This window comes from Clostridium sp. AF50-3, assembly GCF_003477445.1.
In the GTDB taxonomy this organism is placed as follows: Bacteria; Bacillota; Clostridia; order Lachnospirales; family Lachnospiraceae; genus Otoolea; species Otoolea fessa.
Genome location: NZ_QUDH01000013.1, coordinates 1 through 20,867, shown reverse-complemented (window position 1 = coordinate 20,867; position 20,867 = coordinate 1). Strand labels below are relative to the sequence as shown.

The 20,867-nt window shown below is 48.8% G+C and carries 17 protein-coding genes; 7 read left to right on the top strand and 10 right to left on the bottom strand.

Features of this window, described 5'->3' with window-relative positions:
* Positions 1-498: 498 nt before the first annotated feature.
* Together DW085_RS13560 and DW085_RS13555 are read right to left on the bottom strand one after the other, a co-directional pair.
* On the bottom strand, positions 499-1,455 hold the full coding sequence (locus DW085_RS13560) for a LysR family transcriptional regulator (RefSeq protein ID WP_117795998.1): 957 nt from the start codon (positions 1,453-1,455) through the stop codon (positions 499-501).
* Positions 1,456-1,766: 311 nt separating this feature from the next.
* Positions 1,767-1,988: a DUF1858 domain-containing protein gene (locus DW085_RS13555; RefSeq protein WP_107001272.1), complete on the bottom strand. Its 222-nt coding sequence runs from the start codon at positions 1,986-1,988 to the stop codon at positions 1,767-1,769.
* Positions 1,989-2,352: 364 nt separating this feature from the next.
* Between DW085_RS13555 and DW085_RS20210 the strand changes: the two genes are divergently transcribed.
* Positions 2,353-2,556, top strand: a complete 204-nt coding sequence (locus tag DW085_RS20210) for a DUF3878 family protein (protein ID WP_118493204.1) — start codon at positions 2,353-2,355, stop codon at positions 2,554-2,556.
* Positions 2,529-3,308 carry a DUF3878 family protein gene (locus tag DW085_RS13545; protein WP_118493202.1) on the top strand — a complete coding sequence of 260 codons (780 nt, stop codon included), beginning with the start codon at positions 2,529-2,531 and terminating at the stop codon, positions 3,306-3,308. The genes DW085_RS20210 and DW085_RS13545 overlap by 28 nt, the downstream gene beginning before the upstream one ends.
* A gap of 92 nt (positions 3,309-3,400) precedes the next feature.
* Here the strand turns inward: DW085_RS13545 and DW085_RS13540 are convergent, their stop codons facing one another.
* The 3 genes from DW085_RS13540 to DW085_RS13530 are packed head-to-tail and all read right to left on the bottom strand — an operon-like array spanning position 3,401 to position 7,090.
* On the bottom strand, positions 3,401-5,125 hold the full coding sequence (locus tag DW085_RS13540; protein ID WP_347475098.1) for an NADH-dependent [FeFe] hydrogenase, group A6: 1,725 nt from the start codon (positions 5,123-5,125) through the stop codon (positions 3,401-3,403).
* Complete coding sequence (gene nuoF / locus DW085_RS13535) at positions 5,122-6,585, bottom strand: NADH-quinone oxidoreductase subunit NuoF (RefSeq protein WP_182430888.1); 1,464 nt, start codon at positions 6,583-6,585, stop codon at positions 5,122-5,124. Before nuoF ends, DW085_RS13540 begins: the two co-directional genes overlap by 4 nt.
* Before the next feature lies 1 nt (position 6,586).
* Positions 6,587-7,090 carry an NAD(P)H-dependent oxidoreductase subunit E gene (locus DW085_RS13530; RefSeq protein WP_118481989.1) on the bottom strand — a complete coding sequence of 168 codons (504 nt, stop codon included), beginning with the start codon at positions 7,088-7,090 and terminating at the stop codon, positions 6,587-6,589.
* Between the two features lie 437 nt (positions 7,091-7,527).
* On the opposite strand from DW085_RS13530, the gene DW085_RS13525 reads away from it, so the two are divergent.
* Entirely contained in the window at positions 7,528-8,328 is an 801-nt protein-coding gene (locus DW085_RS13525) for a helix-turn-helix transcriptional regulator (protein WP_118493198.1), read from the top strand.
* 186 nt (positions 8,329-8,514) lie between these two features.
* Here the strand turns inward: DW085_RS13525 and DW085_RS13520 are convergent, their stop codons facing one another.
* Positions 8,515-9,429 carry an AEC family transporter gene (locus DW085_RS13520; protein ID WP_107001277.1) on the bottom strand — a complete coding sequence of 305 codons (915 nt, stop codon included), beginning with the start codon at positions 9,427-9,429 and terminating at the stop codon, positions 8,515-8,517.
* Positions 9,430-9,448: 19 nt separating this feature from the next.
* The gene (locus DW085_RS13515; protein ID WP_118493196.1) at positions 9,449-10,744 is read right to left on the bottom strand and encodes a Na+/H+ antiporter NhaC family protein; all 1,296 of its coding nucleotides are present in this window, start codon (positions 10,742-10,744) and stop codon (positions 9,449-9,451) included.
* A gap of 292 nt (positions 10,745-11,036) precedes the next feature.
* Between DW085_RS13515 and DW085_RS13510 the strand changes: the two genes are divergently transcribed.
* From DW085_RS13510 to DW085_RS13495, 4 genes are all read left to right on the top strand, one after another.
* A complete protein-coding gene (locus DW085_RS13510) occupies positions 11,037-12,527 on the top strand; it encodes a polysaccharide biosynthesis protein (RefSeq protein WP_118493194.1) in 1,491 nt (496 codons plus the stop codon).
* 118 nt (positions 12,528-12,645) lie between these two features.
* A complete protein-coding gene (locus DW085_RS13505; RefSeq protein WP_118493192.1) occupies positions 12,646-13,578 on the top strand; it encodes a LysR family transcriptional regulator in 933 nt (310 codons plus the stop codon).
* Positions 13,579-13,809: 231 nt separating this feature from the next.
* Positions 13,810-14,742, top strand: coding sequence for a glutaminase A (glsA, locus tag DW085_RS13500; RefSeq protein WP_107001281.1), 933 nt, complete (start codon positions 13,810-13,812; stop codon positions 14,740-14,742).
* A gap of 40 nt (positions 14,743-14,782) precedes the next feature.
* The gene (locus tag DW085_RS13495; protein WP_117796004.1) at positions 14,783-16,198 is read left to right on the top strand and encodes an alanine/glycine:cation symporter family protein; all 1,416 of its coding nucleotides are present in this window, start codon (positions 14,783-14,785) and stop codon (positions 16,196-16,198) included.
* Positions 16,199-16,506: 308 nt separating this feature from the next.
* On the opposite strand, the gene metA is transcribed toward DW085_RS13495, so the two are convergent.
* The 3 genes from metA to DW085_RS13475 form a co-directional block, all read right to left on the bottom strand.
* Positions 16,507-17,430 (bottom strand): homoserine O-succinyltransferase, encoded by a 924-nt coding sequence (gene metA, locus DW085_RS13485; RefSeq protein ID WP_107001283.1) that lies wholly within the window; start codon positions 17,428-17,430, stop codon positions 16,507-16,509.
* A 172-nt stretch (positions 17,431-17,602) separates the two neighbouring features.
* Positions 17,603-19,564 carry an NAD-dependent DNA ligase LigA gene (gene ligA / locus DW085_RS13480; RefSeq protein WP_107001284.1) on the bottom strand — a complete coding sequence of 654 codons (1,962 nt, stop codon included), beginning with the start codon at positions 19,562-19,564 and terminating at the stop codon, positions 17,603-17,605.
* A gap of 112 nt (positions 19,565-19,676) precedes the next feature.
* Positions 19,677-20,465: a pseudouridine synthase gene (locus DW085_RS13475; protein WP_118493190.1), complete on the bottom strand. Its 789-nt coding sequence runs from the start codon at positions 20,463-20,465 to the stop codon at positions 19,677-19,679.
* Between the last annotated feature and the right edge of the window lie 402 nt (positions 20,466-20,867).

The window sequence follows — 20,867 nt, the reverse complement described above, 5'->3', positions numbered from 1 at the left end:
ACCATTCCCACCAAAAATGTTCCAACTCTCTTTCGAATATGGACGTATAGGTAAATGGTTATGGACCATAACGTGTCTAAAATGATACTTGACCTTCCCTAATAAGCGAAAATACGCCTGGATACAGGCTTTTCTTGTAGTTGGAGGAAGTGGAAATGCCTGTTCCAGACGTATGATTTTAAATATATATAATCGTTTTATTATGGCTTTTATAAGTTAATCATTCTAGTAGTATGTTTGATGTCCATAGGAGAATCCTTATGCCTGTCCATGGCACTGAGAATTTGAACACTTATTTTAATATGCAGCCTTGAAAAACGGCACCAGTGCAATCGCTTTCGCACAGTCATGGGAATAGCCGCCGCCCAGGCTCTGCATCCGAGTTTCTATTTTTTCAGCTACGGGATATACTCTAGCATTTTATCTGATAAAAATCCAAGTCACTTTTAAATATGGCTCTATAAGCAGATTCCTATCAATATTTTATGAAATTTTAAACTATTTTTTAGCCAGTAGAATGTATTTGATAAAATCATCCACTGTTGCCCCCACGCCCGGATAGCGCTTCATCGACAAAAGGATTGCACGCTTTGCCAGCGGATCGCCAATCTTGTAATAACAGAGTTTTTCCGTTTTCTCTGTGTATTTCAGCAGTGCATCCCTAAAAAAGATGATACCGGACTGTCCGCTCCGCGCCACATTATAGGCAGTCTGAAGCTGATCAAAATACATAATCACCTTCGGCTCGAAACCAGCGTGGGCGCAGATATCCATACTCCTTTTATAAGAATCCTGATTCTTTTTCAGCATCAGAAATGGTTCTTTCGAGACTTTGGAAAGGTCCACCGCACGCACCGCTTCATCCAGAAAACTCCGCTCCAGGATTGATTCCCTGGAGATCTGAAACTCTTTCAGCTTCTCATTCACAGCAAAGGAAGCAGGAACCGCCATAATCATATACTCATACCCCAGCGTCACACTCTCAAACATCTCCGGGTCGAGTGCCTCGACATCCATCGTGATATCAAACTGCCCGGTTCTAAGCCCCGCATCCATCCCTGAAATATCCGTCTCCGTCACGTTGATCCGGCACTTTGGATTCAGTCTGCAATAGCCCCGGATCACCTCCGGAAGAAAATACGCACAGAAATATCCGGAGCTTCCGATGTTAATCACACCGGAACGGATACCCGCCAGCTCTGCAAAATGCTGCTCCATCTCATTGCTGAGCTCGTATATCTTCCGCGTTTTTTCCAGATAATACTGCCCCGCCGGGGTCAGTGCCACCGGGTTCACATTCCGGTCAAAAAGCGAGATCCCATATAACTCTTTCTCAATCTTTTTAATCGCACCGCTGAGCGCCGGCTGGGAAATATAGAGTTTCTGGGCTGCTTTTGAAAAACTTCCTTCCTTCGCAATTTCCATCACGTATTCATACTCACGCTTACTGAACATACTCCCATCCCTCCATTGTATCTTTACGTACTACTTTATCTTTTGTCCGGTTATATGTTTAAGCCACTCTCCGAAAAAAAGTAAAAATATTTTTTATGTCATTATAACGAGTTCTTTTTATCACGTCAATTCTGTAATGTATACTAATTTTACACAATTTTCAGTCTCTAAACAACAATCCGAGCATTTTTCACTCTTGCTTTATGAGGCGTTCTTTCCTATAAAACAACGAAAAAGACGCTATGCTGAAGCCTCATACTTCGTACACAGCGTCTTTTTATCCAGAATTTTATTAAAATATAAAATTTGGATTATTCAGCCTGCTCAGACTCTTTCTTTGCATTCAGGTACTCCTGGATGTTTGCCATAACCTCGTCTGCGTTCAGACCATGTACCATGCAGGCCTCCTCCAGAGACTCACCGATCGAAGACGGACAGCCAACACAGTGCATGCCTGCCTCCATCAGAACATATGCAATACCCATATCATACTGAAGCATCTCGCCCATCGTGGTTGCTTTTGTGATTTCCATGATAAATTTTCCTTTCTATTCATACTTGCAGTCTCTTACGCAGCTTTGCGGTTTTCACCGCCGCTGCAAAAACACCGCGATTATTCTTATGCTTTCTTATATTAACACGAATCGCGCGGTTTTACTATCTTTTTTTGTGAAACATAGAAAATGTTACGATTCACTGGAAAAATTTTTCTGAGCTGAAAATTTTGTACAATCCGGCAGCAGCATTGCTCTTCTCTTGCATCCTCTTCTTATTTCTCTTATAATTACCATGATTGTTCTATGTTTTCCTGTATTGAGAATACGATAGTCACTGGCTCCGTTTTTCTGCCTGTGTCGGAAAACATTTTGATTTTTATACATTAAGGAGTTTTATAAAATGGATCCCTTTTCCATGTTAGAATTACTATTATCCGAAAACCAGTTCGAACTTATTCTCCCGGAAACCGGTACTTCTGCTCCCGACACGATCCGCCTGGTTTACCTGATGAATGACGCAGTCGAAAGTTTCCTTCTCTTCCACAACGCCCGCCTGACCGGTACCTACGATCCGGCATACGAGGGCGAACTCGATGCCTCTTAACCCAGGATGAAAACGAACGCTACGCCCTGATCGTCCATCAGGGAGACTCGGTTGTCACACTCTTTTTCGAAGATCTGACTCTCGAAAATCACTACTATGACTACAGTCAGATCGGGCACTTCTGGATGAAAGGCTACGAATACCTCCGCCAGCTTGAATACCACATCGCCATCCTGCGCGACAAACTCGACTATCTGGGGGAAAACTCCTGCAACGCAAACGAGCGGGAGCTTGCCTCCCTCGCGGAATTTCCTCCGCTAAACGTCTGCTGCTACCCGGCGGTCCCGGAAAAATACCGCGTCATCCGTGAAAATCCCTGGCATCTCTCCGAAGACGCTTCGCGCGTCTTCCAGTCCATCGCCGTCGAAGCCGGTGATCCAAAACTGCTACATCGCCTGAAGGACTATGAGCAGCACCCCACCAAGCGCCGCGCCCGCCGGATTGCCCGCCTCCTGCACCGGAACGCCCATGCCAAGACAGTCGATCTCCTGACCCGGAAGCTTCAAAAAGCCTCTTCCGCCTACCCGTCCCGCACCTTCGGGAAAGCCCAGCAGACCCGTCACCTGGCTCTCGAACTTCTTGCCAAAAAAAGACAGAAAGAGCTTGAAAAGCGCGGCATCCGCTCCGAACTGCTGCGTGAAGAACCCTTTACGACAGCGCAGGATTCGATTGAATTTAAGATGCATTTAATGATATGGGAGAAAGGAATTTTGAACCGTAAGGCGAGGATTGAAACCTGGGAGGAGCCGTAGTGGGACGTGAAAAACCTGAGAGCGGCAGCACTGGAAGCCGTTCTCAGGTTTTCACCTTGTTTTTAAGAAAATGATGGTTGGAATAAAATAATTTATTGCAACAGATCCTGCCGGTTGCAGTACTCTGTATGCAGCAGCTTATGTGACAGCTCCCCGCACGGTTCTCCCAGATACGTCTCATAAATTTTCTGGATCGCCGGGTTCTTGTGCGACTGTCTGACCGGAAGCTCTGCCTCTGCCTCATAGATGGCTTTCTTCCGCTTCTCCATGATCGACCATGTCTTAGGCGGATTTCCACCGCCGCCGATGCAGCCGCCCGGACATGCCATGATCTCGATAAACTGATAATCGGCGGTTCCGTTTTTTACCTTTTCCAGCAAAACTTTCGCATTTTTAATGCCATGTGCCACCGCTACCTTGATGACTCTGCCGTTCAAATCAACCTGTGATTCCTTGATTCCCTCGAAGCCGCGGACCGGTGTATAGTCGAGATGTTCCATCTCTTTGCCGGTTACCACCGCGTAGACGGTGCGGAGTGCCGCCTCCATGACGCCGCCAGTCGCACCGAAAATAAGTCCCGCGCCGCTTCCTTCGCCAAATGGATCGTCAAACGGTGTATCCGGAAGCTCGGCAAAATCGATTCCACCGGCACGGATCAAGGCAGCCAGTTCCTGAACCGTGATGGAAATATCCACATCCTGGTAGCCGCTGTCCTTCATTTCCGGACGGGTACACTCAAATTTCTTTGCTGTACATGGCATAACCGAAACGCTGCAGATATCACCCGGATCGATTCCCTCGCGCTTTGCAAACCAGGTTTTAATCAGCGCGCCGAACATCTGCTGCGGAGATTTCGCCGTCGATAAATGCTTTGTATACTCCGGTGCATAGGTTTCACAATATTTGACCCACGCCGGACAGCAGGAGGTGATCATCGGCAGGGTTCCGCCGTTCTGCAGGCGGTTCAAAAGCTCGGTTCCTTCCTCCATGATCGTCAGATCGGCAGAGAAATCGGAATCGAATACCTTGTAAAATCCCAGGCGCTTGAGAGCCGACACCAGACGTCCTGTGCTGACAACGCCCGGCTGTTCGCCCAGTGCCTCCGCCAGCGTAATGCGGACGGACGGAGCCACCTGGATAATCAGTTTTTTGCCTAATTCTTTCTGGCGATATACCCCGTAGGTATGATAATGCACCGTCAATGCTCCGGTCGGACACACCTGCACGCACTGGCCGCAGTTAATACAATTGGTATCAGCCAGTTTTTCCCCATAGGCCGGGGCAATCAGCGTATGGAATCCACGGTTTTCCTTCGAAAGGACATTGATTCCCTGAATCTCATTGCAGACCTCCATACAACGCCCGCACAGAATACATTTCTGCGGATTCCGCATGATGGCCGGAGAACTCCAGTCCTCCTTCTGATGGCGGAGCTGCTTGTCATAGCGGATGTCCAGATGCATACCAACATCCTGCGCTACCTTCTGCAGATCGCATTTTCCATCCTTCGGACATACAAGACATTCCTGCGGATGTCTCGCAAAAATCAGTTCCAGAATATTTCTTCTCGCTTTCAGTACCTTCGGGGATGCCGTCTGCACGACCATTCCCTCCGAAACCGGTGTACTGCACGCGGTCGGAAGAAGTCTCTGTCCTTCTACCTCAACCACACAGATACGGCAGACCGCCTTGATGCTCAAATCCTCATGATAGCAGAGAGTCGGAATGTGGATACAGGCTTTCTTCGCCGCCTGGAGGATCGTCGTTCCTTCCTCCACCTCTACCGGCTGTCCGTCGATTGTCAGATGTACCATCATGCTTCTCTTCCCCCTCTCCGCTCAAATCGTCCCGCGTAGGATGCTCCCCGGCTGCGGTGTCTCGCATACGCGTCATACGAATCATACATGACATCACGTTCACCGACTGCTGCACGCCGTATTCCTATCCGACTGTTCCCATCGCTTCTATAATCTTCTTCTGCTTCATAAATGCCTTCCGCCACAGCTGCCTGTGTACAGACCGGACAGTAATCCCGATCAATGTGCGCCAGATATTCCTTTCGGAAGTTCTGGATACTCGTCTGCACCGGAACTGCGGTCGAATGTCCCAGACCACAAAGTGCGGTCAGACGCATCGTCTCCGTCAGCTCATCGATTTTTTCCAGATCCGGCAGAGTCGCCAGCCCCCGGCTGATGCGGGTAACCAGATTGTACAGCTGCTGGCCGCCCTCGCGGCACGGTGTACATTTCCCGCATGACTCGCCGCGGAAGAAGTCCAAATTGTTTCGTACAATATCTACAATACAGTTGCTGTCGTCGATGACCAGAATCGTACCGCAGCCAAGACGTCCGCCGGATGCCGAAACTGTATCAATATCCAGTGTCATATCGATCTGATCGGCATTGATGATCGCACCGGAGGTACCACCGGTCTGCACGCCCAGAAGCCCTTTTCCATCCGCGATGCCGCCGCACACTTCATAAATGATATCTTTGAGGTTCACGCCCATCGGAAATTCAAATACGCCCCTGCGGACTACATTTCCACAGACCGTAAAAAGCTTTGTGCCAGGGCTGTTCGCTGTGCCGATGCTGCGGTACCATTCCGCTCCGTTTAAGAGGATCGGTGCAATATTCGCCAGCGTCTCTACGTTATTTAACATGGTCGGTTTTCCAAAGAGTCCGTGAATGCTCGGAAACGGCGGACGGAAACGTGGCTCGCCTCGTTTTCCCTCAATGGACTCAAACAATGCCGTCTCCTCGCCGCAGACGTAAGCACCCGCACCGGAGCGGAACTTGATTTCAAAGTCAAAACCGCTCTCCATCATATTTTTTCCTAAAAATCCGCGTTTTTCCGCATCCTCCAGCGCATCTTTTAATACCGGGAACAAATATGTATACTCGGCTCTCAGATAGATATATCCGGTATGGGCGCCGACTGCTTTTCCAGCAATCGCCATGCCCTCGAAGACCGCACACGGGTCGGTCGAGAGAAGAATCCGGTCTTTATTCGTTCCCGGCTCTCCCTCATCGGCGTTACAGACAATGTATCTCGTTGGGTCAGATGTGTGGGCGGTAAACTCCATCTTGCGATAGGTCGGGAATCCCGCACCGCCGCGTCCACGAAGTCCGGAGGCGCGGATCACATCGATAATCGCTTCACTGTCCATCGAAAGTGCTTTTTTCAGCGCTTCAAATCCGCCGCGGTCCGCATACTCCTGTGAACTTCTCGGATTAATCTTGCCGCGGTTTTTCAGCAATACGTGCATTTCCTCCATACTATTCCACATCCTCCCGTATATATTGTTTGATAATATCCCGCACCGATTCCGGCGTCAGGTTGCCGTACACGTGCTCATTGATCATGATCGCCGGGGATATTTCACAGAGTCCCAGGCAGGGACAGTATTCCAGAGTGAAACGTCCGTCCTCGGTCGTCTCCCCGATGCTGATGCCAAGCTGATCCTCCAGCGCCTGCACGACCGCCTGCGCCCCATGTACGTGGCACGGCGCGCTCTTGCACATCCGGACGATGTAGCGCCCCCTCGGTTTTACCGACAGCATCGCATAAAAGGTGATGAAACTGTACACCTTGTTCATCGGAATATCCATCTCCCTGGCGATGACTGACGCCACCTCCTTGGAAAATGCCGACACAACCTTCTGCGCCCGGATGATCACTGTCATCAGCATATCCGGTCTGCCCTTGTATTCCGCCGCAATCGCAGACACCTGTACCAGCTTTGAAGCCGGTGTCTTATATACATAACTGTCCCTGTCCATCCTGCTCCCTCACTTTCAGTTTGTATTTTTCCAGACTTATTTTTTGTTTGACTAACTGTCTGTTTGATTTTTTCTCAATTATAGGGATGCACTGACAAATTGTCAAGAAAAACTTACAGTTTGGTTTGTTAATTGACAAACAGTTTGTCTGAGAGTATGATGAAAGAAACAGGTTTGCTCTCATTTCCCGTTATCTTGTACCTGAATTTTTGATTTTTAAACAAAAAAAGGAGAACATTCTCTTATTTATGTTCCCTATCTACTAACTTTTTTCTATAGAAACAGGATTGACGCAGCAAAATGAACGCGATAAAATTTTTTTCAGGAACTTTGACAAAAGAAAGACAATCCCTGTGCATTTCATTTTCCGAATTATTTTAAGACGCAAAATTTTGCGATACACACTCGGGGCACAGAGCACCCCAAAGGAGGTATTCATGGAAATTTCCAACTACATGGACTTTCAGTTTCTCATCCGTTTTCTCGAAGGACTTCAAAAGTTTCTCGGAGATAACTGTGAGATCATCGTCCACGATTACCGCAAAGGCTACGATCACACGATCGTCTACGCATTCAACTCACAGCTAAGCGGGCGCGACGGCGGCGGTTCCCCGCGCGGCGGCATGATCACACAGCTCGGCAATGATATCGAGCCGCTCAAGCATTCGATCATTTCCCTCGATACCAGCCAGAAAGACCGGCTTTTTAAGTCCTGCACAACGCTCATCGAGGACGAACATCACAAAATTATCGGATCTGTCTGCTTAAATATGGATGTTCGCGATCTCTATCTGGCACAGAGCGCCCTGCAAAATCTGATCGGACGCCCAGGCACCATCGGCGTATCGGCAGCTGTGGGCGCACAGATCGACGGCATGTCTGGCTGCACACCATCCGGAATGGCTTCTGATGGCACCTTTTCAGGAACTGGCAGCACGGACGGCACGAATGGCGCAAATCAGGCAGCCATGTCTGACCGTGACTTTATTCTCAAAAAGAATGTCGATGATATTTTACAGCACTATATTTATCAGGCAGAGTCCATGATCGGAAAACCGATGATGCTGATGAACAAGGAAGAAAAAATTCGTGCACTCGACTATCTTGACCAGAAAGGCGTCTTCAAGATCACAAAAACCAGCCTGCTCCTGTGCGACGCGATGCAGATTTCCAAGTATACACTGTATAATTATCTGGAAGAAGCGCGGATTTCACGAAAGAGTGAAACGAATGAATAAGAATCATAAACTAATTCTTTCAACCTCTGTTTGCTTATCCTTTTATTCATTTTAAAATATAAAAGACCTGAAGAGCAGCCATTTACCGCACCTTTCAGGTCTTTTTATATTCATTTACCATATTTACATTATTTTCTCAATTTTTCTAGTATTCTTTCTATTATTGTTGCTTCTTACCTATTCTTTTTATCCTATAAATAGACACCACGCCGGAATCGTAATCATCGAAATCAGTGTCGTGAGCACTACCGTTTTCGCTGCAAACGGTGCATCGCTGTCATAGCGCGCCGCAAAGATCGCTGCAGTTGCACCGGCTGGCATTCCCGTCATGATGACTGCCACACCTGCTGCCACCGAATCCAATCCGGCCGCCAGGCTGATTCCATATGCCAGAAGCGGAAGAAGGAACAGACGGAGCACACTGAATTTGAGGGCCGTCGGATTAATAATCTCACGCAGTTTCACATCGGTCAGAATCGTACCGATAATAAACATCGTCAGCGCCGAGTTACAGTTTCCAATGTAGGTAACCGTCGATTTCAGCACGCCCGGAAGCTGCAGCTGTGTTGCCATCAGGAACATACCGATGTAGACACCGACCAGACACGGGTGCGTCAGGACATTTTTCAATACCTTTTTCCGGTCAGAACCGCCTCCAACAAAATAGGATGTACCCGCCGACCACATGACAACGCGCATCGGAATCAGAAAAATGGATGCGTAGAGAAGTCCCATACTTCCATATACGCCTTCCGCAACCGGATTTCCGAGGAATCCGCCGTTGGAAACGATCGTACAGTATTGAAGCACCTTCCGGTGCTGCTCTGAATATTCCTTAAACAGCACTTTGTTGAGGGCCACACAGACAAGCTGCAAGACAAATCCAACCGCCAACAGCAACCCGCACGTTTTAAAAATCGAAGCATCAAATGAAATCAGGCACGATTTCACAATATTGCAGGGAATCACGATATTCACGCAGAGATCCGTCAGACATTTTTCGCCTTCCTTGCTGATGATCCCGCGCCGTTTCAGTACCGCACCCGCCAGTATCATCAGGAATAAGGAACCCTGTAGGTTGCAAAGTTCGAGTAAATTCATATGGCTCTTCCTCCTTTTCCTACGACCTTCTTATGAGACGAACCAAAAAACTCCAGATCGGCAGTATGTACAGATACGACGCCACCACCACACTCGCAATCGGAGCACCGACGGCTGCCAGAGGAACGGCTCCGGCGATCGACCACGGAACCAGCGGTGCCAGCACAACCGCCGTATTTTCCAGATCGATTGCAAATCGTTTATTATCTGGATTTCCTTCCTTGCAGAGCTGATGGGTCAGCATGATCGAAAGCGTCTGGTTACAAGCGATCATGGAAGCAACTGCTGCCACCGCAAAGGTCGCACCAAACGGAGTAATTTTCCGGCTCAGCGCCTCTATTTTCCCCTGAATCGGCTTCAAGAGCCCGGTTCCCTCGAAAATTCCTGCATAACAGGAGGACAGGCTCACAATCGCAGCCACCTTAATCATTGATTTCAGGCCGCCGCCGTTCATCATGGAGCTGAGCGCCGGATCGTTTGCCTGATAACCGGTCAGGCACATCTGTAAAATTTCTCCGATTGTCCGCCCCTGCAGCGCCACGCTCAGAAACGCCGCCAACACAATGCTGATCAGCATCGTTTTCTTGACCTCCACCCGGAACACAGACAGCACCAGGATAATCGCCGCCGGGATTACCGCGCTCCAATGAAGTACAAAACGATTGGAAAACAGCCCTTCCACATCCATCCGTCCGTTTCCGGCACTCATGGAACGTCCCACTATATAATAGAGAATACATGTAGCCACAAATGGCACCATCGATGTCTTTATCATTTCGCGGATATTTTCATAAATATCCGTCTTCGTCAGCACACAGACAAGATTCGCGCTGGACGATACCGGTGAACAGCGGTCGCCAAAATAGATGCCAGAAAGAATCGCGCCGCCGATCCAGAACGGGTCAAGCTCCATCGCACGTCCCATCGCCATACAGATAACACCCATCGTCGCGCCGGTTCCAAAGGAGGTTCCGGTCAGGATCGACACCATACAGTTAAGAAGGAACGCGATCACAAGAAATGCCGACGGCGACACCAGCTTCGACGACCAGCACACGATCACGGCGATCGTGCCGGACGCCCGCCACAGCGCTGTGATAAAGCCAATAAGTCCGAAAATCATCAGGATATTGCGGACGGTTTTAACGCCGGAAAGCGACATTTTTCCGAGTTCCGCAAGGCTGTGATTCCGAATCAAACCGTACACACAGAAGATCAGATAGCCGCCCGCCAGCGCCCAGAGCACCGATACGCCGGTAAACACGCAGCCTGCCAGCGCCGCGATAAATGCAAGTAATACAATTCCTTCTAACATAGCTTCACACTCTTTTCCCTACCAACCAGTTATTTTTCGCAGTAATTTTTTATTTTTTGATGTTTTTAGTATATTCCTGTTCTAACTCAATGTCCATCTGTTAATTTATGTATTAAATACAGTTTATTTTTGTATCCTTTAATTTAAGCTATTTCTGCCCTTCTGCCAACTCGGGTCTTCTTTCAGTTTCCCAAAAAATGTGTCCCCAGTGTTTTATAAACATCTTGGTTTTCTTCTACTTTCATCTTCCTCCTCATATACTTTTCTGACATACCCTCCCCGGAGATCTGCCATGCGAAGATTTCATCCTTTGATTACCGGAACCCTGCTCCTGACGGCAGTCGGATTTTTCTGCCGGATTCTCGGCTTTTTCTACCGCATCTTTCTCTCCCGGACGATCGGCGCCGAAGGTCTGGGTTTATATCAGATGATTTTTCCCATACATGGCATCGCATTTGCTCTCTGCGCCGGTCCAATCCAGACTTCGCTCTCCCGCCTGACCGCCGCCTCCCCGGAAAAGGGACGCGCCTTTTTGCGGGTCAGCCTCGCACTCTCACTATCGATCGCCCTGCCGCTGACCTCTTTGATCTACACCTTCGCCGATTTTCTCGCCGCGCGCGTCCTTCTTGCGCCCGAATGTGCGCCGCTTCTGCCCGCACTCGCCCTCTCGATCCCCTTCTGCGCGATCCATGCCTGCTGCTGCGGGTATTATTATGGGCTCAAAAAAACGGCAGTCCCGGCATTTTCACAGGTGGTCGAGCAGTGCATCCGCATTTTCTCCGTCCTGCTGATCGTCCATGTCTGCCGCACGAACAGGATTCCGATCACGGTGCTGCTGGCTGTCTGGGGGCTGTTGATCGGGGAAGCGGCATCGGCGGTGTTCTGTCTGTTAGTTTATGGATGCTCGAAGTCCGTTGCCATACTGACAAATGCAAACACACCTATTACTCCCCTGCTCCTCCCCCTCCTCACCATGGCACTCCCCCTCATGGCGAATCGCCTCACGCTCAGCTTTCTCCAAAGCCTCGAAGCCATCTTTGTACCGAACCAGCTTCTCCTCTCCGGGCTCTCGCGGGTTGAATCGGTCAGTATTTACGGAGTTCTCACAGGCATGGCACTCCCCTTTGTCCTCTTTCCATCCGCCATTACCAACTCCCTCGCCGTCGTCCTGCTCCCGGCAGTCTCGGAGGCGCAGGCGCAGAATCAGCCGGACAAAATCGAACGCACCATCTCCATGGCACTCCGCTACAGCCTGTACATGGGAATTCTCTGCGTCGGGCTCTTCACCCGCTTCGGTCCAGCACTGGGCGAAACCTTTTACCACAACGCCGATGCCGGACGTTTCATCCAGATTTTATCCTGGCTCTGCCCGTTTCTCTACCTCTCCACTACCATGGGAAGTATTTTAAACGGGCTTGGGAAAACGGGAACCGTCTTCATCCACCATACGGTTTCCATGCTTCTCACCCTGTCGCTCGTCCTTTTCGCCATCCCGCGATGGGGGATTTTCGCCTATCTGGCGGCGCTTCTCATCAGCGAACTGGTGCTCGCCTTTCTCCACATCCACGCCCTCGCCTGCGAAGTCCCGATCCGCCTACCAGTCAGCCAGGGCATTGTAAAACCGGCATTCTGCCTGCTGGTTTCGATTGGGATGTTAGAAGTTATTCCAAACGCGTCTTACCTGCCTCACCTGTTTCCGCCTGTCCTCATCCAGTCCGGTATCCTTTGCCTGCTGTATATAGGAGGACTGCTTCTCTTACATACAGGTACAGTCAAACAATAAATTATATGCTATTTTGCTATATCCCTTAAATGCAATATGTTTAGGTATTTTCTGGCAATTTACATTTTTTTATTTTATACTTATTACATTCAGGGGGATTTACAAAGGGGGAACTTTTTTGAAATACGATATCAATTTTCGGCATTTAGAATATTTTATCAAGGTAGCGCGCCTCGGATCCATCAATAAAGCCGCCCAGGCGCTCTATATTTCCCAGCCGTATCTTGGGAAAATCATGCACGATCTGGAAGAAAATCTCGGCGCCAGGCTCTTTAACCGCAGCCGCTCAGGCGTAACATTAACGCCTGAAGGAATGGAATTTCTGACACATTCCGAAAAAATCATTGACGAAATGGAACAGCTCTGGTTTCAGAAAAAGAAGGAACAAATCAAAATTTCTGATCCGCTGGCTGTTTCCATGACACGTTTTTCTCATATCATGGAAAGTTTCAGTGAAATAATCCTGCGTCACCGCGATCAGCCATCCTTCTCCCATCGACTGTATGAAGGCAATTCAGACGAAGTCATCGAGGATGTGGTATCCGGGCGTGTCGATGTAGGCGTGTTTCATTTTGACAGCCGCAAACGGCGTGAAATAGAGGCCTTGCTCGAATCAAAAGGGCTGGAATACCATTTTCTTGCCAACATCGAACCACACATTATCATTTCCCGCAAACATCCGCTTCTGCTGCAACAGAAACCGGTCAACCTGCACACACTGGCAGAGTACGGCTTTCTCTGGTATCTTGGACAATGCGATGATTATATTTACCAACTTCTCTCCGAAGGGGATCAGGATGCAGAAAAAATGCGCTCGAAAATCACCTATCTTTCCAGCCGCGCCACCCTGATGTACATGATCTCGATCAGTGACTGCTACAGCATCGGCATCCACGATTTCGCCAAACAAGAAGCCTCCTACCACTCCACTTCTATTCCGATTCCAAACTGTGGTTTTATGCTGGAATTTGGATATGCAATGCGGAAAGACACGCCAATGACGGCGATCGTACAAGAATTTATTTATGACTTAAAGAAAAAACTTCTCTAAAAAAACACCATCAAAGCTGCCGGACATTCACAGCCGTCCCGGCAGTTTTTTTGATCCTTTTCAGCACCTCTTCCCCGTTCATCATAAATATTTATTCATATCTGACATATATATCCCGTTATACCTTTTTGTCATATCCCTTAAAGCTGACACGCATTATACAAACTGTCTTCCCCATGCTACCATACTATCAGAAAGCAACACCGAATAAAAAACAGGAGGCGTTTAAGTATGAGAGATGTACTTGAACAGGCCGTTGCACTGGGAAAAACACATACCCATGAGGGTGCAGTTGCCACCTACATACCAGAACTTGGAAAGGTAGATGGCAGTCAGCTCGGAGTCAGTGTTTTTTGCCGGAACGGCAAACGGATTTCCGTCGGGGATACGAAAGTCCGATTCAGTATTCAGAGTATCTCCAAAATCATCACCCTTGCAGTCGCGCTGGAAATCTGCGGCTTCGACCAGGTATTTAAAAAAGTAGGCATGGAGCCGACCGGCGATCCATTTAACTCGCTGATGAAACTGGAAAATACGGACAGTTCCCCCTACAACCCGATGATCAATGCAGGCGCTATCGTAGTGGCAAGCTGCCTTGCTTCCGAAATCAGTTTCGATACCATGCTTGATACCATCCGGGCTCTCTGCATGGATCCGGACATCAACCTCGACAAAAAGGTTTATCACTCGGAAATGTCTCATATTTCCCGCAACCGGGCAATCGCCTATCTGCTGGAGAGCAAGGGGTACATCGAAAAGAATAAAGATGTGGAAAACAGCCTGCATTTTTATGTCAAAATGTGCTCTCTCAGCGTGACGGCAGAAAGCCTCGCCGGACTGGGACTGATTCTCGCCAACGATGGCATTCATCCAGACACGGGGAAACGGCTTTTAAGCAGCCAGGCGGTTAAAATCGTCAAAACACTCATGTTTACCTGCGGTATGTACGATGGTTCCGGCGAATTTGCCGTCCGGGTCGGCATCCCATCCAAAAGCGGCGTCGGCGGCGGTATCTTATCAGTGGTAGACGGCGAGATGGGAATCGGCATCTTCGGACCGGCGTTAGATAAAAAGGGGAACAGCGTCGCTGGAGAATGCGTGCTTGAATATATGTCACATGAACTGCATCTCCATATGTTTGATCCGCAGCGGCACACTTTATAGCAAAAACAATATGTAAATTGTATGAGAGGGGTATTTTAAAATGGCAGATTTATACGCAAAGATAATCGGCACAGCAAGCAACTATCTTTACAGCTACGTGTTAATCATCCTGCTGGTAGGCGGCGGCATCTATTTTACCATCCGCACCAAAGGGGTACAGCTTCGTTACTTACTTGAATCCATCCGGGTTATCCTGGAGCCATCCGACAAGGAAGATGAGTCTATTTCCGCCTTTCAGGCATTGATGGTTTCCACTGCTTCGCGCGTCGGCACCGGAAATATCGCCGGCATTTCTACCGCCATCTGTTTCGGCGGTCCGGGCGCTATCTTCTGGATGTGGATGACCGCGATCCTCGGAAGTGCAACCGCATTTGTAGAAAGTACGCTGGCACAGATCTACAAACGCCGTGCCGAGGACGGAAGCTGCTACGGCGGTCCTTCCTACTATATTGAAGCCGTTCTGAAAAAAAGATGGCTGGGTGTTCTCTATGCTATTTTCATGATTTTGACTTACATGGTTGGATTTAACCTTGTTGCATCCTTCAATGTGGCAGATTCTTTTAAAGTATACAGTTTCTACAATCCAAGCCTGACTCCGATTCTCATCGGTATCATCCAGGCTGTTATCTTCGGCATCTGCATCAGCGGCGGCGGCAAACAGATCGCTAAAATCACAGGAATTCTTGTTCCGGTAATGGGCGGACTTTACATTGCAGCTGCCCTGCTGATGATTATTCTCCACGGAAACATGATTCCGGGTATGTTCGCAAGCATTTTTGAAGGGGCTTTTGATATTCAGGCTATCTTCGGCGGCTTCATGGGATCCGTTGTGATGCTCGGCATCAAGAGAGGCTTGTTCTCCAATGAGGCAGGTGTCGGTGCTTCCGCTACCGCAGCCGGTTCCGCGGGTGTCAGCCACCCGGTCAAACAGGGTCTTGTTCAGGTATTATCCGTATTTATCGATACTATTGTCATCTGCTCTGCAACCGCATTTTTACTGCTCTGCTCCGGCGTTGCACCGAGTGCAGACATGGCTGGCATGGCATATGTGCAGGCAGCTATGAATAACGTATTCGGCACCGCAGGTGTTGTATTTATCACAGTTGCCCTGATTTTATTTGCCTTTACCACGCTACTCGGAAACTACTATTTTGCTGAAACCGGCATGGCTTATCTCTGCGGCAAAACTCCAGTCAAGGGCATCCGGATTACCCAGAGAGTGATCGCTATCGTGATTGTCCTCATCGGTTCTGTGGCAAGTCTCGGCATCGTGTGGGATACCGCCGATGTTCTGATGGGACTGATGGCAGTCATCAACGTACCAATTATCTTCCTGATTGCCAAGCCGGCGCTCCGCTGCCTGGAAGACTACCGGGCACAGAAACAGGCTGGGAAGAATCCGGTCTTTAAAGCAGCTGATATTGAGTTGAAAGAAGAAACCGATTTCTGGAATTAATAAAAACAAAAATCCGCATAAACAGGGCTGTCAGAATCTTTCCCACACATGGTTTCAACCACACTGTGCAAAATTCCGACAGCCCTGCCTGTATTTTTTCATATCTGTATTATATCTATCTTTTTACCGTTTTATTAATCTGCAGCCTTATTTGCGGTTCTTCCAAATCAAAAACATTCCAGCTGCCAGCAGCACCACTCCGACGGCGGCTCCCACCATCCAGTTCGAAGAAGATATTTTCCCCGATCAATTTTATCGAAATCTCTATTTCTATATCTTATACTCTCATAAATAGCAGATTTCTGTTCCTACTCCTGCTCGTCCTCCTTCAGCACGTACGGCGTCATCTGGTATACATAGTAATTCAGCCAGTTCGTGTACAGCGTGTTGGACATATTTCTCCATTTCAGCACCGGCATGGAAAATGGATCGTTGTCCGGGTAATAGTTGCACGGTACCTGCGGATTTAAGCCTTTTTTCAGATCGCGGTGGTACTCGTTGTTTAACGTCATGCGATCATACTCTGGATGCCCCTGAACGAAAATCTGGCTTCCATCCTGGTTCATCACCAGAAATACGCCAGCCTCATCCGATTTCGCCAGAATCTGCAATTCCGGATGTTTCAGAATATCCTCTTCCCGGTCTTCCGTGTAACGGGAATGCGGGCAGTAAAAATAATCATCGAGACTACGGACCAGCGGGATCTTCCGGTTCAAAAGACGATGTCTGTAAATGCCGGAAAGCTTCGTCTTTCTCTGATGTTTCTGGATTCCATAATGATAATAGAGTCCCGCCTGCATCCCCCAGCAGATATGAAGTGTCGAAGTCACATGCGTCTTGCTCCACTCCATGATCTTCGTCAGCTCGTCCCAGTAGTTGATCTCCTCAAACTCCATATTCTCCACCGGCGCACCGGTAATAATCATACCATCAAAGCGCTTGCGGCGGATCTCGTCAAACGTCACATAAAACTTATTCAAATGCGTCTGCGATGTATTTTTCGAAACGTGCGTTTCCAGCATCAGGAATGAACAGTCCACCTGCAGCGGCGTATTCGAAAGTGCCCGCAGAAGCTGCGTCTCCGTATCCTCCTTGATCGGCATCAGATTCAGAATCAAAATCTCAAGCGGACGAATATCCTGGCTCATCGCCCGATCCTCATCCATCACAAATATATTCTCCGATTCCAAAATTGCCTTAGCAGGAAGATCCTTTTGTATTTTAATTGGCATGGTTATATATCCCCTTTTTATATAAAATTCGTTTGAATTTTAGGATTCTATTATATACCGATATGATTCATTTCTACTTACAATAAAAACTATATCAGCATTCCTAATCATAACACAAGCTGCAAAAAAAAGCCAGCTAAACACTGTCTGGCGTCCGGCTTTTTCACCTCTCTTATAGCTTCAAAAACTCCTCCTCCGAAAGAATCGGCACCCCCAATTCCCGCGCCTTCTTATTCTTCGAGGACGACGACGCCACATCATTATTGATCAGATAATTCGTCTTGGACGTCACGCTTCCGGTCACTTTGCCGCCGCGGCGCTCAATCAGCTCCTGCAGTTCTTTCCGGTTTTTGAATTGTTCCAGCGAACCGGTAATGACGAAATTCATCCCGGCGAATGCCTCATCTGCACCCTCACTGCTTTCTTCGTCTCCTGCCTCAAAGGTCAGCTCCGCCAGCAGATGATCGACGATCGCATTATTCTTTCCATCCGAAAAGAATGCCGTCCACGCCTGCGCCAGAACTTCCCCGATTCCATCAATCTCGACCAGCTCTTCCACGGTGGCATGGCGCATCGCCTCAAAATCATTTTTAAAATGACGGCAAATCATCTTGGCATTTGCCAGACCGATGCCTGCAACGCCCAGACCGTACACCATTCTCGGCAGGGTCGTGTGGGACGCTTTCTCAGCCGCCGCAATCAGATTGTCATACGATTTCTGCCCGAATCCGTCCATCTCAACGATCTCTTCCTGATGGCGGTCCAGATGGAAAATGTCCGCATACTCATGAATCATGCCGACACCGATAAATTTCTCCAGCGTCGCCTCTGAAAGTCCCGCAATATTTAACGCATCGCGGCTTGTAAAAAGAGTAAAACTCTTGATCTTCTTCGCCTGGCAGTCCGGGTTCGTGCAGTAGAGTGATTTTACATCGTTGAGCTGGCGCACCTCCGTCTGACCGCCGCACACCGGACATGCCTCCGGAATATCCCGGACGCCGCTGCGCGTCAGGTTATCCGCGATCTGCGGAATGATCATATTTGCCTTATAAACCGTAATCCGGTCGCCTGCCCCCAGCTCCAGCGCCTCCATGATGCTGATGTTGTGGACACTGGCGCGGCTGACCGTCGTTCCCTCCAGCTCAACCGGTTCAAATACTGCCACCGGGTTAATCAGCCCCGTTCTCGACGCGCTCCATTCAATATAGAGAAGCTTCGTCTCCTGAATCTCATCCGCCCACTTGAATGCGATCGAATCGCGCGGAAATTTTGCCGTCCGCCCCAGCGACTGGCCGTAGGCAATATCATCATACAAAAGCACCAGTCCATCCGACGGCGTATCATTTTCCGCAATCGCCTCAGAATACATTTTGACCGTCTCCGGCAGCGTCTCTTTTGTCACCTCATGGTACTCTACGACCTCAAACCCCTGTGTTTTCAGCCACTCAAACTGCTCTTTCCGCGAATTTTTGAAATCAATGCCATCCGCCTTTACAAGGCTGAACGCATAAAAATGGACCTGTCTCTGCGCTGTGATTTCGCTGTTTAACTGACGCACCGAACCGCTGCATAAGTTTCGCGGATTCTTATATTTCGCATCGACATCCTCGATCTGCTCATTGATCTTCTCAAAATCCGAATACCGGATGATCGCCTCACCGCGCAGGATAAGCTCACCCTGGTAGGAAATATTTAACGGCACATTGACAAACGCCTTTGCATTTGCCGTGATAACCTCGCCAATCTCACCATTTCCACGCGTAACCGCCTTGACAAGTGTTCCATTCTGATAGGTCAGGACGATCGTCAGACCGTCCATCTTCCAGGATAAAAGCCCGGTCTGCCCGCCGAGCCAGTCTGCCAGCTCTTCCACGCTCTTCGTCTTATTTAACGAAAGCATCGGCTTCTCATGGCGCTCCTTCGGAAGCGCGCTGACTACCTCATATCCTACATTCTGCGTCGGGCTGTTCGCAAACACAATTCCCGTCTCTTTCTCCAATGAAACCAGTTCATCATAAAGCTTATCATACTCAAAGTTGCTCATGATCTCCCGGCTCTCCTGATAATAGGCGCGCCCTGCTGCCCGCAGCGTCCCAATCAGCTCCCGTATCCGTTTTGTCTTGTCCTCTGCCATCTATCTGACTCCACCTTTCCCATCGCTCTCTCCAACTACCTCTGAATGCGTTTTCAAGCATTTCTATGCAACCTCATATGTGAACCTGCACTGACTGCCAGACAACATTGTCTCAGTCATTCTTCTTTCCGTTCAAAATATCTTCTAATTTCTGTCTCTCTGCCGCTGTCACTTCCCGGTACTCGCCTGTTTTCAGCCCATCCAGCGTAATGTTCAGCATCCGGACGCGTTTTAACGTCTGCACCTGGTACCCCAGCGCCTCGCACATCCGGCGGATCTGGCGGTTGAGTCCCTGGGTCAGGATGATCCGGAAACTCGTCTTCCCGGTCTTTTCCACCTCACAAGGACGGGTAACCGTATCTAAAATCTTCACTCCTGCGCTCATCTTCCGGACAAACTCACTATCAATGGGTTTATCCACCGTTACCAGATATTCCTTTTCATGTCCGTAACGAGCCCTTAGAATCCGGTTGACCAGCTCGCCCTCATTCGTCATGAGAAGCAGCCCTTCTGAATCCTTGTCCAGACGCCCGATCGGGTAAATCCGGACCGGATAATCTAAAAATTCTACGATATTTTCTGCCCGATCTTTATCAGAAGTCGTGCAGACAATCCCCCGCGGCTTATTGACCGCTAAAAGCACCGGCGCATCCTTGCCGGACACCGCTACGCCATCGCACGCCACGCGCTGTCCCGGCATCAGCTTCTGCCCGACCTCTGCCACGCGCCCATCGATCGTCACACGCCCGTCCGCGATCCGCCGATCCGCCTCCCGCCGGGAGCAGATGCCCGCCTCGCTCAAAAAGCGGTTTAAACGAATGCCTTCCGTTGGAATCCGGGATTCCTGCTTTTCACCTGGCTGTAATCTCTTGTATGATTTATCATTTTGATTTTTTTGCATTTTATTCATCTCATTTCGATTTATTGTGCCGTAGGATTCCGGCAACCAAAGTATAAAAATTATAACATTTTCGTCCATGGGGGTGAACCTCACATGGCTAAAGTCACATGCTTCTCAGCCGTTTTAAACGGCAAGACTAAATATCGGCGGATACGCCAGTAACTTAGAATTCGTGCGGATACGCACTTTTCCCATGCCGGATACGGCTGGTTTCCACATTACAGGTAGTCCGCTGTATATCTGCCTGCATTTATGCCGCTTTTAAATTGTTTACTTCTACATAAAGCTTTCTCAAATCTGCATAAACACAGGAGGTTCTACGCTTCACTGCAGGTACTTTTGCCTCCAGTGAAGACCTTTCCGTTTCCGGCAAGGGTTTTAAAAGTTCCCGTATAAAATATC